The organism is Frondihabitans sp. VKM Ac-2883, from assembly GCF_015350875.1.
Classification (GTDB): Bacteria; Actinomycetota; Actinomycetes; order Actinomycetales; family Microbacteriaceae; genus Frondihabitans.
In genome coordinates, this window is sequence record NZ_JADKSF010000005.1 from 207,343 (window position 1) to 220,790 (window position 13,448).

The following is a 13,448-nucleotide window of genomic DNA, read 5'->3' on the forward strand; positions in this document are numbered from 1 at the left end:
AGTGGCTAGTGAGCCACCGCGGGCTCGGGTGTGGTCGACGTCGGGGTGGATCCTTCGGATTTGTCGGCTTTGTCTGCCGCTGCTGCCACAGCCTCGGCGCGAGCTCGCGTGTCAGCGCGAGTGCGGAACAGGCTCACGGCCAGCACTGCGCCGATCGCGAAGAAGCCGGCGCCCCAGAAGTAGGCCGTCGAGTAGCTGTGCACCGCCGCTTCGGCCGCCGTCTGAGCCGTCGCGGGCAGGTGCGAAGCCACGTAGCTCGTCGCGGCGCTCGCGGCCAGCGTGTTGAGCAGCGCGGTACCGATCGAACCACCGACCTGCTGGCTCGTATTGACCATGGCGGAGGCGACTCCGGCATGGCCGCGGTCGATGCCGAGCGTCGCCGTCTGAATCGACGCCGGCATGATCGAGCCCATGCCGAACCCGAGCACCATCAGCGCCGGAAGCACGTCGCGGGCATAGGAGCTGTCGAGACCGAGGCGCGTCAGGTAGAGCATGCCGAGGGCACCCAGGACCATGCCGAAGGGCACCATGATCTTCGGGCCGAACCGCGGCACGAAGATGTTGGTCGAGAGCTGCGCCGCGAGGATCAGCATGCCGATCATCGGGAGGAACGAGACTCCGGTCTGGATCGGTGTGTAGTTCAGAGACGTCTGAAGGTAGTAAGTGACGAAGAGGAAGATGCCGAACATGCCGGCACCTGCGATCATCACCGACAGGTAGGCGGCACCGCGGTTGCGGTCGAGGATCACGCTGAGGGGCAGGAGCGCGTGGGTCGCGCGACGCTGCCAGAGCACGAACGCGACGAGCAGGATCCCGGCACCCGCCAAGAAGCCCCAGGTCAGGGCCGACGACCAGCCCTCTGTCTCGGCGTTCGAGAAGCCGTAGACGAGGGAGAAGAGAGCGGCCGAGACGAGGATCGTGCCGGGCACGTCGAGCTTCGGGCGAGGGCCCTGGCGTGGCACGGTCGTGACGAAGAGCACGGCGCCGATGACGGCGATGATCGCGATGACGACGTTGATGTAGAGGTTCCAGCGCCAGTCGAAGTTCTCGGTGAGAACGCCACCGAGGAGAAGGCCGATCGCGCCGCCGGCGCCGGCGATGGCGCCGAAGACACCGAACGCCCGAGCGCGCTCCTTCGGAATCGTGAAGGTCGTGGTGAGCACGGCCAGAGCCGTGGGGGCGAGGAGTGCGCCGAAGGCCCCCTGAAGCGCGCGGGCGAAGACGAGCATGCCGAAGCTGCCCGCGGCACCGCCCAGGGCGGAGGCCAGCGCGAAGCCAATGAGGCCGATGATGAACGTGCGCTTACGGCCGATGAGGTCGGAGAGGCGGCCGCCGAGCAGCAGCAGGCTGCCGAAGGCGAGTGAGTAGGCGGTGACGATCCATTGCCGATCGCCGTTGGAGAAGCCGAGGTCGGTCTGAGCGCTCGGGAGAGCGATGTTCACGACGGTCGAGTCGAGCACGACCATGAGTTGCGCCAAGGCGACGGTGGTGAGGGTCCACCACCGACGCGAAGCCACGGCGGGAGTACCGGTCGTGGCAGAAGGAATCGAAGACATGTCGAGGACTCTATACGGTTCTGACCAGTTTCGGAACTGTAGAGTTTCGCAATCGAAAGTCGTACACTGGGGCGACCAAAGAAAGGGGTCTGCCGCGATGACGCACGTCGATCCCGCACCGGTCAAACTCGGCCGCAAGCGCGACCATTCCCGTGATCCCGAGATACTCCAGGCCGCGATCGACGTTTTGGCCGAGACGGGCTACGACCGCATGACCATCGAGATGGTCGCGACGAGGGCGAAGGCCGGTAAGGCCACGCTGTACCGACGATGGTCGTCGAAGAGCGAGCTCGTCATCGACGCCATCGCGTGCATGAAGCGCGGCACCACCCCTGACGTCCTGCCCGACACCGGCACCCTCCGGGGTGATCTCGTGGCGATGATCAAGCCGCACTCCATCGAAGACAACGAGAAGAAGCTCAAGGTCATGGCGGGCATCGTCGCTCTGCTGGCGCACAGTCCCGAGATGTCGGCGGCGGTCAACAGCGCCATCGTCGAGCCGCGGGTCGAGATCAACCGACGTCTGCTGCAGCGCGCGGTCGACCGGGGCGAGATCTCGGGCGACTGCAACATCGACGAGCTGGCCCTCATCTCGCCCTCGATGGTCGCCTATCGCACGCTGATCTTGAAGCAGCCGGTCGATCGCGACTTCCTCGTCGGTCTGATCGACGGCGTCGTGCTGCCAGCAGTCGGGTTGCGCCTCCCCGAGAGCGAGCCGGAGGCCGTTGTTCGGGTCGCGCTCGCGACCAGCCAGACACAGCTGCACGACTAAGCGGGCTACTGAGGGCGCCCACCCGCGGTAGTGCAGCTTCAGGCGGCGGCGGCGCCGGGCGTGGGCCGCCCACGATCGCGGCGGTTCCGAGCGCGGCGCACGGCGACCGTCACACCGGTGATGACCACGAGCACGACGAGCAGGGCCACGAGCGCGAGTGCGACCAACGAGACATCCGACGCCTGGTTTATCAGCTCGAAGGAGTCGGCCAGGGGCTGCGTGCTGTATCGCGCAGGTTGGCCCAGCACCCCGAAAGCAGCGTCGACGCGCGCTCGGAGAACTAGCGCGAGGCTGACCGAGACAGCGGCGGCGAGTGCTACGAACACGAGGATGGCGGGCCAGATGAGGCGGCGGCGGGGCATGGTTCCGATGCTAGCGGGGGAGATGACCCACCCGTTTCCTGTCCCGCCTGGAGCGCATTCGAGGGGGAGCGGATCGGCCTGCCCCCGTTCGAGCGCTCCCCGAAAGCGGGCTCGTGCGCCCTCGTTGCGGTGGCCTACCTTCATTTCAGGAGGTCACATCATGGACGACGCACAGCTCCACGACGAGGGAGTGTCACAGCTCGCGCTCGGCGCTCAGGGCGATTACGGCGACTACGGCCGCGTCTCGGTGAGCGACGACTGGCTCGAAGAGCGCATTCGTCTGTACGGCTCCGACTGACTCCCGGCGAGAGGCAAAGTCTCGCTCGGAGACGTCGTGCGGCGGGCCACCCCTACTGGCTCGTCGCACGGCCACATCCTGTCCAACCCGGACGACTGAGGATCCGGCCACTCCCGCTCGCCCCGCCGAATTGGAAGGAAAAACCTCGTTCGGCAGGCACGATCATCGCGATCCGGGCGCAGTCGGGGCGGGTTTCTCCTTCAAATTCGGAAGCGCACGGAGCCCGATCGCCGACACGGCCGACCCGAGCACCAGCAGCACGGCGACGACGACGAGCACACGGTGGAATCCCGCGACGTCGAGCACGCCGCCGGTGATCACGCCGACGAACGCGATCGCCACCAGCCCGGCCACCCGCGAAATCGCGTTGTTGACGGCCGACGCGATGCCGGCCTCGGCGGGTCGGATCTCGCCGAGCACGGTCGAGGTGAGCGGCGTCACCGTAACCGTCATCCCGAGTCCGAACAGCACGACCCCCGGCAGGATCTGCCACCACACGTCGAGCGGTTCGCACACGGTGAGCATCCAGAGGAATCCCGCCGCACTGATCAGCGGCCCGAGGGTCATGAAGGGCCGGGAACCGATCCGGCCTGCCAGGGCACCGATACGACTCGACAGGGCGAGTGAGATGAGCGTCGTCGGCAGGGTGACGAGCCCGGAGACGGTCGCCGGCAGATGGCCGATCTCTTGGACGACAAGCGGGATCATGAGTGTTCCCAGGCTGACCGACGCGTAGATGCCGACGGTCGCGAGGTTGCCGACCGCGAACGCCCGCACACGGAAGAGGCGCAGCGGCATCATCGGATGCGCCGCGCGACGCTCCCAAAGCACGAAAGCCACCAGGCAGGCGAGGCCGCCGACGAGCGCCGCGATCACGAAGGGCTCGTCGAACCCGATCCGCTGGCCCTCGATCAGAGCGAACACCGGCCCTGCCAGTCCCAGCACTCCGAGGATGGCTCCCGGCACGTCGATGTGGGCGTCGCCGTCGACGCCGCGATGGGCATCACGCGGAAGACGGGTGACGAGTACGAGAGTAACGGCCGCCGGAATCACCACGATGCCGAACACCCAGCGCCAGCCGAGCGTGTCGACCAGGCCGCCGCCGACCAGCGGGCCGATCAAGAACGCCACCCCCGTCCAGGCCGTCCAGGTGCCGATCGCCTTGGCCATGGCCGCGCCGGTGAAGGTCGCCGTGATGAGCGCCAGACTCGAGGGCACCAGTAGCGCCCCGGCTATGCCCTGCAGGGCGCGCGCGGCGATGAGCAGTTCGGCGTTCGGTGCGAATGCCGCCAGCAGCGATGTCGCCCCGAAGCCGATCAGTCCCGCCGTCAGAATGCGCAGCCGGCCGAACGTGTCGGAGAGCGAGCCCGCAAGGAGCATCAAGGATCCGAGCGTCAAGAGATACGCATCGACCACCCACTGCTGGAGAGTGACTCCGCCGCCGAGCTCTCGAGCGAGGGCGGGCAGGGCGACAGTGACGATGGAGCCGTCGAGGAAGGCGACGAACGACGCCAGGATCGCGACGAGCAGTACCGTGCGCGAGCGATCAACCGTCATGGGCTCACCCTACGACTCGGGGTCGCCCGTGCCGCCTGCAAATTCGAAGGAGAAACGCGAGCCAGGCGACGAGAGTATGCCGATCCGGGGCCCCCGCACCGCGATTTCTCCTTCAAATTCGGCAGGGGGAGGGAGCGTGCTCACCGGGGAGGCGCCTCGAGAACGACGTCGCCCGGATCCTTGTCGGGCCGCCAGCCGCGCCAGCTCGGCTGCCGAAGCCGGCCGGTCGACGTCCATTCGGCGAACTCGACCTCGCCGACCCGGGACGGAGTGATCCAGTGTGCGTCGCGGGCGTCCGCCGCGGGGACGCCCACAAGAGGCGAGGTCTTCCGGGCAGCCCTCTCGAACACCGGCAGGAGCTCGTCGAGGTCACGGTCGCGAAAACCCGTTCCGACCCGACCGACGTAGCGGAGCCCGTCATCGCCGGGGATGCCGAGCAGCAGCGATCCGACGCCGTTCGCACGCCGCCCCGCACCCGGGCGCCAGCCAGCGACCACGACTTCCTGGGTGAGATGGTGCTTGAGCTTGATCCAGGCACGACTGCGGCGACCAGCCGAGTAGGTGCCGTCGCGGCGTTTCGCGACGACTCCCTCGAGCCGCAGCTTCTTCGAGAACTCCATCGCCTCGTCGAGGTCGCCCTCGAAGGCCGGCGGCACGTCGATGGCGCGCGTCACCTCCACGAGTTCTTCGAGCGCCGACCGTCGGGTGTCGTAATCGTCGCCCTGCAGAGAGCGATCGCCCAGGCGGAGCAGATCGAAGAGAAGGATTCGAACCGGCGCCGTCGACCGCACCCGTTCGATGTCACGGGCCCGCGTCAGCTTCATCCGCGTCTGAAGCAACCCGAAATCGGGCCGCCCCTTGTCGTCGACCGCGACGATCTCCCCGTCGAGAACGGCGCCGGTGACCGGTGCGCCGTCAGTGTCGCGCAGCTGCTCGGCCAGATCGGCGAACTCCGGATACGAGGGCGTCAGGTCGTGACCGTTGCGGCTCGTGAGCGTCACCCGTCCGTCGTCGACGGTGACGATCGCGCGGATGCCGTCCCACTTCAGCTCGTAGGCCCATTCGTCGGAGGTGCCGATGTCGCCCGGAGTGCCCGCGGACGCGAGCATGGGTTCGATCGGGCCGGTGGTGGAGCGGGTGCGCGGCGCGGCTCGGCGAGGGGGTGAGTGCGGTGGGGCCGGATCATTCGGTTCATCCATCATTCGGTGGATCAACCAGTTGGCGTCGGCCTTGCCACCGCCGTGGCCGGTGTGGATGAGTGCGACCTTCCGAGAGCCGCGCTGCTCGCCGTGGAGCACGACGATCACCTCTTTGCCGTCGCGCCACTTCTCGAGCTCGTAGGTGCCCGAATCCCAGATCGTGACCTCGCCCGCCCCGTACTCGCCCTTCGCGATGGTGCCCTCGAAGGTGCCGTATTCGAGCGGGTGGTCTTCGGTCTGCACGGCCAGATGGTTCTGCTTCGGATCGGTCGGCTCGCCCTTCGGCAGCGCCCAGCTGACGAGGACGCCGTCGTGCTCGAGCCGGAAGTCCCAGTGCAGTCGGGAGGCGTGGTGCTCCTGGATCACGAAGCTGGTGCCGTCGGTGCTCTCGGGCGCGCTCGCCGGAACGGGCTCGCTTGTCTTCGACGCGTCGCGCATGGAGCGGTATTTGGCCAGGCGATCCTGCCGATCCCCAGAACCCTGCGGCGCGACGGCGTGCTCGCTGTTGGTGAAATCGTCGGTCAGCTCGCCCGGGGGTACCGGTGTGCCCGAGGACATCTCGGCGAGCGGGTCGCCCCGTCTCTTCAATGCCTTGAGCACGTCGCCGTACTCCAGCTGCCGGAGGCTCTTCGAGGCGAGCTCGCGCCAGGTCCGCGGCATGGCGACCGTCGGGCGGTCGCGCCCGCGCAACGAGTAGGGCGCGACGGTCGTCTTGTTGCCGTTGTTCTGCGACCAGTCGAGCAGCACCTTGCCGCGGCGATCCTGCTTGCCCATCGTGCTCAGCACCAGGTCGGGATGATCGGCCTCCATCGCGCGCGCGAGCTCATGAGCGACATCGCTTACCTGCGCCGCGGTCTGCTTTCCGTCGAGGGCGGCGTAGAGGTGGATGCCCTTGCTACCGCTGGTGACCGGCATCAGGTCGAGGCCCATGCCGTCGACGATCTTCTTGAGTTCGTGAGCGACGACCACGCACTCCGCAAGGCCGACACCCTCACCAGGATCCAGGTCGATCACCAAGCGGTCGGGGTTGCGTTGCGCTCCCCTCGGCCCGAACTTCCACTGCGGCACATGGATCTCGAGCGCGGCGACCTGGCCGAGCCACGTGAGGGTCGCGATGTCGTCGACCATCGGATAGACGCTGGCGTGATCCTTGTGCTCGATGGCATGCCGCGGGACCCAGCTCGGAGCCGAGTCGGGCAGATTCTTCTCGAAGAACACGGGGCCCTCGACCCCGTCGACCCAGCGTTTGCGGGTGGCCGGGCGCCCTTCCGTGTGTGGCAGGAGGAACTCCGCCACCGCGGCGTAGTAGCCGATCACGTCGGCTTTGGTCGTACCGGTGGCGGGGTAGAGCACCTTGTCGAGGTTCGTGAGCTGGAGCGTGTGTCCGCCGACACTGACTCGATCGCTGCGGCCTTTGCCTGCCATGGTGCCCTCCGCCCTAGTAAGCCGGAGTCGCGCCGGCGATCGTGATGGTCGTGCCCGAGGTGTAGCTCGACTCGGGGCTGATGAGGTGCACGTACGCTGCGCCGAGCTCGGCGGGCTGCCCGGGTCGGCCGTACGGGGCCTGCGACCCGAACTGGCTCACGGTCTCGCCATCCGACGAGGCCGGCTGCAGCGGAGTCCAGACGGGGCCGGGAGCGACCGAGTTGACGCGGATCCCCTTCGGTGCGAGCTGCTGCGCGAGCGCTGCCGTGAAGACACCGATCGCCCCCTTCGAGACGGCGTAGTCGAGCTTGTTGGGGGAGGGCTGCGCGCCCTGGATCGACCCGGTGGTGACGATCGAGGATCCCGGCTCCAGATGCGGGATCGCCGCCTGGCTGAGCCAGAAGAGCGAGTAGATGTTCGTTTTGAACGTCGCCTCGAGGCTCTCGGTCTTCATGTCGAGGATGTCTTCGCTGACCTCCTGGTGGGCCGCGACCATGACGAGGGCGTCGAGCCCACCGAGGGCCTCGACCGCGCGTCCGACGAGGTGGAAGCAGAACTGCTCGTCCGAGATGTCGCCCGGCATGAGGACGGCTTTGCGTCCCTCCGACTCGAGGAGGTCGCGCACTTCCTCGGCGTCCGACTGCTCGTCGGGAAGGTAGTTGAGCACCAGATCAGCACCTTCGCGCGACATCGAGATCGCGGCAGCACGGCCGATGCCGGAGTCGGCGCCGGTGACGAGGCCGCGGAACCCCTTCAATCGGCCGCTGCCGACATAGCTCGTCTCGCCGTGGTCGGGTTTCGGCTGCATGGCACTGGCGAGGCCCGGGATCGACTGCTCCTGCTTCGGGAACGGCGGCTTCGGGTAGAGGCTGATCGGGTCTTTTTTGTCGAGCTGGCTCATGAGCACCAGTCAACTCGCGTGGGGCCCGCCTGTCCCCTCGGCCGCCGACTCGTCGACCCCCGAACTGACGCGCATCGGCCAAACCGCCGCGGCGCGCCACGTCACTTCGGCCGATCCGCGTCGCTTTCCGCGCCTGCTGGCTCGCGTCACGGCGCAGCCTACGGCCGCCGACATGGTCGCCGCCCCCGGCACCGGGGCACAATGGCCCGCATGCGAAGCATCTGGAAAGGCGCCATCACCTTCGGCCTCGTCAACGTGCCGGTGAAGGTGTACAGCGCAACCGAAGACCACGACATCTCGCTGCACCAGGTGCACGACAAAGACGGGGGCAGGATCCGATACCAGCGGCGCTGCGAGGTCTGCGGCAAGGTGGTCGACTACGAGCACATCGACAAGGCGTACGACGACGGCGACCAGACAGTGGTGCTGTCGAGCGACGACCTGAAGTCGCTGCCCGAAGAAAAGAGCCGCGAAATCGACGTGCTCGAGTTCGTGCCGAGCGATCAGCTCGATCCGATCATGTTCGACCGGTCGTACTTCCTCGAGCCGGACGGTTCTTCAGCCAAAGCGTACGTGCTGCTCCGCCGCACCCTCGAGGAGACCGACCGCACCGCGATCGTGCATTTCTCGCTCCGGCAGAAGACGCGGCTCGGCGCCCTTCGCGTGCGGGGCAAGACGCTCATGCTGCAGTCGCTGCTCTGGGACGACGAAGTGCGCGAGGCCGATTTCCCTGCGCTGTCGAAGGCGATCCGCATCACCGACAAGGAGCTCGACATGTCGGCGAGCCTCGTCGACAGCCTGAGCGACGACTTCGAGCCAGCCGACTTCAGCGATGACTACCAGCGCGAACTGCAGCAGCTGATCGACGCCAAGCTCAAAGAGGGGGAGTCGCTCGACACCGATGCGACCTTCGGCGAGACGGAGGACGACGAGGATGACGACACGAAGAAGGGCGGCGAGGTCATCGACCTGATGGACGCCCTGCGCGCGAGCGTCGAGAAGAACCGCGCCGCCAAGCAGGGCAAGCCGGCGAGCAAGAAGCCTGCTGCCAAGAAGCCTGCTGCCAAGAAGCCGGCCGCGAAGAAGACCCCCGCCGCCAACAAGCCCGCCACCAAAAAGCCCGCGGCGAAAAAAGCCGGCTGACCGCGGAGCCTCGCGCGGCGTCGTACGGTGGAGGGATGACCACTTCTCTTCTGCACGTTCCGTCTGTCGTCGCCATCACCGGAGGCCACGTGGTCCCGGTGACTTCCGCGCCGATAGACGGGGGCACCGTCCTCATCGAGGACGGACTCATCACAGCCGTCGGGCCGGCGGCTGACGTCACGGTGCCCGAGGGCGCCACCGTCATCGATGCGGGCGGCCGGTGGGTCGTTCCCGGCTTCGTTGAGGCGCACGGGCACGTCGGCATTCACGAGGAGGCCAACGGATCGGCCGGAAACGACACGAACGAACTCACCGATCCGAACACGGCGGGTGTCCGGGCCGTCGACGCCATCGACATCGACGACGAGGGCTTCCGTGACGCGTTGTCGGGTGGCATCACGAGCATCCTCGTCAAGCCCGGCAGCGGAAACGTCATCGGTGGTCTCAGCGTCGCCATCAAGACGTGGGGCGGACGAACAATCGACGAGCAGATCATCTCCGACTCGGTGAGTGTGAAGTCCGCCCTGGGGGAGAACCCCAAGCGCGTCTACGGCGGGAAGGATGCCATGCCGTCGACCCGCCTCGGTGTTGCCTACGTCCTCCGTCAGGCGTTCGAGGACGCGCGGTTCTACGTGGCCCAGCGCCAGGCCGCCGCCGAGAAGGGCGAGCCCTTCCGGCGCGACCTCCGCCTCGAGACCCTGGGTCGTGTGCTCGACGGCGAACTCGCCTGGGATCAGCACACCCACCGCCACGACGACATCGCAACGGCCATCCGCCTCGCCGAGGAGTTCGGCTACCGACTCATCGTCAACCACGGGACTGAGGGTCACAAGCTCGCCGACGTGCTCGCCGAGAAGAACATCCCCGTGATCTACGGGCCGCTTTTCACCTCGAGGTCGAAGGTGGAGCTTCGGGATCGCGCGATTTCGAACCTCGCCGCCCTTCACCGGGCCGGCGTGACCGTGGCGATCACCACGGATGCACCCGTCGTGCCGATCAACTACCTCGTGCACCAGGCGTCATTGGCGGTGAAGGAGGGTCTGCCGAAGGAGGTCGCTCTGGCCGCACTGACGAGCAACCCGGCCGCGATTCTCGGGCTCGACTCGCGGATCGGGTCGCTCAAGCCGGGGCTGGACGGGGACGTCGTCATCTGGTCGGGTGACCCCCTCGACGTGCAGTCACGGGCGGAGCGCGTGCTCATCTCGGGGGCGACGGTCTACGAGTGGGATGACACCGCTCGTGTCGGCCGAACCGTCGAGCGTCTCACTCGTTTCGCTGGCTGACAACAGGTCGCGGGCTACAGAGAACTGAAGCCTGCAGAGACACGAAGCCTGCAGAGACACGAAGCCTGCAGACACGAAGCGGACTAACCGCCCTGCCGCGGCAGGGCGGTGAGTCCGCAACACGTCTCACGCCGCAGCCGCCAGACCGCTACTTCGTCGAGAGCTCGTGGATCGTGATCGCAGCGTTCACGAGCGCGAGGTGGCTGAGACCCTGCGGCAGGTTGCCGAGGAAGCTGCCGTCTTCAGCGATCATCTCGGCCAGCATGCCAACGTCGTTGACCTGCTCAACGAGCTCGTCCATGAGCGCGGTCGCCTCGTCGAGACGCCCGACGCAGGCGAGCGCCGACGCTGCCCAGAAGGCGCAGGCCACGAAGGTGCCCTCTTCGCCGTCCATGCCGGAATAGCGGTAGAGCAACGGACCGACGCCGAGGTCACGGCGCAGGGTGTCGATCGTCGACGACATGCGCTCGCCGCGGTCAAACCCGGTGGGAGCGTGCAGCAAGACCGACGCATCGATCTTCGAGGAGCCCGGGTACATCACGTAGGAGCCGAGCTCTTCCGACCAGCCGTGCTCGTCGACCCACTCCTCGATCATCTTCTTGTTCTTCACCCAGTGCGCCAGGTCGTCGGGCTCGGGGTGGAGCTGTCCGATGTCGGCGAGGTGGCAGGCCGCGTCGATTGCCTGCCAGCAGCCCATCTTGCTCGAGGTGTAGTGCTGGAGTTCTTCGAGCTCCCACATGCCCGAGTCTTTTTTCTGCCACTGCCGGCAGGCGTCGTCGGCGAAGGCGCAGAGCAGTTTGTCGGTGCCGGCATCGATGATGTTGCCGCCCGACGCGTACTGGCTCATGATCGCGAGGATGTCGGCGTAGACGCCGAGCTGCAGCTGACCGGAGGCCGGGTTGCCCGAGTAGACCGGGCCGATGCCGTGCCATCCCTCTGAGCCGGTCTCAGTGGGATCCTCGGGAAGGCTGCCGTCGAGCGAGAAGAAGATGTTGATGTCGGGGCCGTGCTCTTTGAGCGACTTCAGGATCCATGACACCGCGGCATGCGGCTCTTCTCGAAGCCCGAAATTGAGGAGCGCCTCGACGGTATACGCCAGGTCGCGCACCCAGGCGAAGCGGTAGTCCCAGTTCTTATTGCCGTTGAGGTTCTCGGGGAGCCCCGCGGTCGAGGCCGCGGCGATGGCACCGGTGGGGCTGTAGATGAGGAGTTTGAGGGCGAGAGTCGAGCGCGTGACCGCCTCCGACCAGGCGCCGTCCCAGGAGAAGTTTTTCGACCACAGTGCCCAGTTGTCGATGGTGCGGTCGATGCCCTGATCGACGACGTCGGCGTTCGGAATGTGGATCGGTTCGTCTTTCGTGCCGCACAGGCAGAGGATCGTGCGCGAGCCGGGCGTCGTCGTGAACGCACCGCGGAACTCCAGCGGTCCGCCGGAGACGCCGTCGCCCTCGTCGGTCGGGTCGGTCCGGCCGTGCTCGGAGCCGATCAGGATCAGGTTGATGTCGCCGGCCCGAAGCAGGGGGCCGTGGACGGTGTCGATGCGCTCGATGGGGTTCGTGCCGAAGGTGTTGCCCGGAATGACCGCCCAGGCGAGATCGACCGAACCCTCGACGCCTTCGATGCGTCGCACCAGCTCTGACCAGGGCAGGCGCCCGGCGACACCGGTGACGAGCGCGTCGGTGATCTCGACGACACCGGTCGGCGTACGGAACCGGGTGGTCAGCACGTTGCTGCCGGGGATGTACGAGCGGTCGACCTCGAAATCGTCGGTGACCGGGCGCAACTCGAAGCGCCCGCCCTTGCCGGAGTCGACGATGCCGGCGATCACCGGGTCCGTGTCCATTTCGGGCATGGGCAGCCAGTCGATCTGACCGTCGTCGGCGATCAGGGCGACGGTGCGTCCGTCGCCGATGACCCCGTAGGAGCGGAGCGGCACGTAGCCGTCTTCACGAATCGACGGCGTTCGCCAGTTGCGGACGGTGGTGGGCTCGAGGGTGTCAGTCACCCCTCTAGCCTGCTCCCTGCGGCTGGGCGAAAGGGGAGGCGTCCCCCGTGATCCCCGCAGTTCGGCGCCGGTCTGATAGACCGGGGGCATGCCCGAACCCACACTTCTGCTCGACGCCCGCGCGATCCTCATGGAGAGCCCCGTCTGGGACGCAGCCAGCAACGAGCTGCTCTGGTGCGACATCACGCTCGGCCTGCTGCATCGCACCTCGGAAGACGGCTCGGCCGACCGCCAGAGCGAATTGCCTCCGCCCCTGGCATCGTTCCAGCCGAGGCGGGGCGGAGGGCTGATCGCGGCCTTGGGGGATCGTGTCGTCGAGACGGACGACGAGGGCCGGATCCTTGGGGATCTCGCGTCGATCGGCCACCGCCACCCGGGAATGCGGCTCAACGAGGGCAAATGCGACCCGTTCGGCAACTTCGTGGTCGGAGCGATGGAGGTCACGACCGAGGATCCCGACGCGGGGCTCTATCGCGTCACACCGGCGGGCGACGTGACGGTGCTGAAGGGAGGCTTCGGCACGACCAACGGCATCGAGTTCACCGATGACGGGTCGACGATGTGGGTGACCGACACGGCAGTGCAGACGATCTTTCGCGGCTCGTACGGCGCCGACGGCCTGCTGGGCGAGCTGGAGCCGTTCGCGGTAGGACGCGCCTTCGACGGTCTGGTGCGTGACTCCCGCGGCGAGTTCTGGAGCGCGGTCTACGGAGCCGGCCTCGTCGTGCACCTGTCGGCCGCGGGCGAAGAGCTCGAGACGATCGAGGTTCCGGCGCCGAACGTCACCGGGATCACGATCGGAGGATCCGATCTGTCGACCCTCTACGTCGGTTCGGCACGCGAGAACGCCACCGAGGAACAGCTGGAGGAGTTCCCGCTCTCCGGTGGCGTCTTCGCGATAGAGCTCCATCGGCCGGGGTTGCCGGCGCGTCTGTTCGGCTGAGTCG

General features: G+C 67.3%; 11 protein-coding genes. 5 read left to right on the forward strand and 6 right to left on the reverse strand.

All coding sequences use genetic code 11. From position 1 onward, the window contains the following. Positions 1 to 5 precede the first annotated feature (5 nt). A complete protein-coding gene (locus ITJ49_RS11360; protein WP_194605286.1) occupies positions 6 to 1,556 on the reverse strand; it encodes an MFS transporter in 1,551 nt (516 codons plus the stop codon). 97 nt (positions 1,557 to 1,653) lie between these two features. Here ITJ49_RS11360 and ITJ49_RS11365 point away from each other — a divergent pair, with 97 nt between their 5' ends. Beyond that, on the forward strand, positions 1,654 to 2,328 hold the full coding sequence (locus tag ITJ49_RS11365; RefSeq protein WP_194605289.1) for a TetR/AcrR family transcriptional regulator: 675 nt from the start codon (positions 1,654 to 1,656) through the stop codon (positions 2,326 to 2,328). A 38-nt stretch (positions 2,329 to 2,366) separates the two neighbouring features. Here the strand turns inward: ITJ49_RS11365 and ITJ49_RS11370 are convergent, their stop codons facing one another. After that, positions 2,367 to 2,690 (reverse strand): hypothetical protein, encoded by a 324-nt coding sequence (locus tag ITJ49_RS11370; RefSeq protein ID WP_194605293.1) that lies wholly within the window; start codon positions 2,688 to 2,690, stop codon positions 2,367 to 2,369. A gap of 160 nt (positions 2,691 to 2,850) precedes the next feature. Between ITJ49_RS11370 and ITJ49_RS11375 the strand changes: the two genes are divergently transcribed. Then, positions 2,851 to 2,988, forward strand: a complete 138-nt coding sequence (locus ITJ49_RS11375; protein ID WP_157510156.1) for a hypothetical protein — start codon at positions 2,851 to 2,853, stop codon at positions 2,986 to 2,988. Positions 2,989 to 3,150: 162 nt separating this feature from the next. On the opposite strand, the gene ITJ49_RS11380 is transcribed toward ITJ49_RS11375, so the two are convergent. From ITJ49_RS11380 to ITJ49_RS11390, 3 genes are all read right to left on the reverse strand, one after another. Continuing rightward, positions 3,151 to 4,545, reverse strand: coding sequence for an MFS transporter (locus ITJ49_RS11380; RefSeq protein WP_194605296.1), 1,395 nt, complete (start codon positions 4,543 to 4,545; stop codon positions 3,151 to 3,153). Between the two features lie 140 nt (positions 4,546 to 4,685). Further along, positions 4,686 to 7,169 (reverse strand): ATP-dependent DNA ligase, encoded by a 2,484-nt coding sequence (locus ITJ49_RS11385; RefSeq protein WP_194605299.1) that lies wholly within the window; start codon positions 7,167 to 7,169, stop codon positions 4,686 to 4,688. Between the two features lie 13 nt (positions 7,170 to 7,182). Beyond that, complete coding sequence (locus ITJ49_RS11390; protein WP_194605301.1) at positions 7,183 to 8,070, reverse strand: SDR family oxidoreductase; 888 nt, start codon at positions 8,068 to 8,070, stop codon at positions 7,183 to 7,185. Between the two features lie 210 nt (positions 8,071 to 8,280). Here ITJ49_RS11390 and ITJ49_RS11395 point away from each other — a divergent pair, with 210 nt between their 5' ends. After that, positions 8,281 to 9,213 (forward strand): Ku protein, encoded by a 933-nt coding sequence (locus tag ITJ49_RS11395; RefSeq protein ID WP_194605304.1) that lies wholly within the window; start codon positions 8,281 to 8,283, stop codon positions 9,211 to 9,213. Positions 9,214 to 9,248: 35 nt separating this feature from the next. Continuing rightward, entirely contained in the window at positions 9,249 to 10,496 is a 1,248-nt protein-coding gene (locus ITJ49_RS11400) for an amidohydrolase (protein WP_194605307.1), read from the forward strand. 148 nt (positions 10,497 to 10,644) lie between these two features. Here ITJ49_RS11400 and ITJ49_RS11405 read toward each other — a convergent pair whose 3' ends face one another. After that, a complete protein-coding gene (locus ITJ49_RS11405; protein ID WP_370544484.1) occupies positions 10,645 to 12,501 on the reverse strand; it encodes a glycoside hydrolase family 15 protein in 1,857 nt (618 codons plus the stop codon). Between the two features lie 88 nt (positions 12,502 to 12,589). On the opposite strand from ITJ49_RS11405, the gene ITJ49_RS11410 reads away from it, so the two are divergent. Then, entirely contained in the window at positions 12,590 to 13,444 is an 855-nt protein-coding gene (locus ITJ49_RS11410; protein WP_194605313.1) for an SMP-30/gluconolactonase/LRE family protein, read from the forward strand. The last annotated feature ends 4 nt before the right edge of the window (positions 13,445 to 13,448 follow it).

What these genes read in the sequence shown, in the direction of transcription:
- ITJ49_RS11385 (WP_194605299.1), bottom strand. Translation starts at nt 7,169, where the DNA reads ATGGCAGGCAAAGGCCGCAGCGATCGAGTCAGTGTCGGCGGACACACG.
- ITJ49_RS11390 (WP_194605301.1), bottom strand. Translation starts at nt 8,070, where the DNA reads ATGAGCCAGCTCGACAAAAAAGACCCGATCAGCCTCTACCCGAAGCCG.
- ITJ49_RS11360 (WP_194605286.1), bottom strand. Translation starts at nt 1,556, where the DNA reads ATGTCTTCGATTCCTTCTGCCACGACCGGTACTCCCGCCGTGGCTTCG.
- ITJ49_RS11395 (WP_194605304.1), top strand. Translation starts at nt 8,281, where the DNA reads ATGCGAAGCATCTGGAAAGGCGCCATCACCTTCGGCCTCGTCAACGTG.
- ITJ49_RS11375 (WP_157510156.1), top strand. Translation starts at nt 2,851, where the DNA reads ATGGACGACGCACAGCTCCACGACGAGGGAGTGTCACAGCTCGCGCTC.
- ITJ49_RS11380 (WP_194605296.1), bottom strand. Translation starts at nt 4,545, where the DNA reads ATGACGGTTGATCGCTCGCGCACGGTACTGCTCGTCGCGATCCTGGCG.
- ITJ49_RS11370 (WP_194605293.1), bottom strand. Translation starts at nt 2,690, where the DNA reads ATGCCCCGCCGCCGCCTCATCTGGCCCGCCATCCTCGTGTTCGTAGCA.
- ITJ49_RS11365 (WP_194605289.1), top strand. Translation starts at nt 1,654, where the DNA reads ATGACGCACGTCGATCCCGCACCGGTCAAACTCGGCCGCAAGCGCGAC.
- ITJ49_RS11410 (WP_194605313.1), top strand. Translation starts at nt 12,590, where the DNA reads ATGCCCGAACCCACACTTCTGCTCGACGCCCGCGCGATCCTCATGGAG.
- ITJ49_RS11400 (WP_194605307.1), top strand. Translation starts at nt 9,249, where the DNA reads ATGACCACTTCTCTTCTGCACGTTCCGTCTGTCGTCGCCATCACCGGA.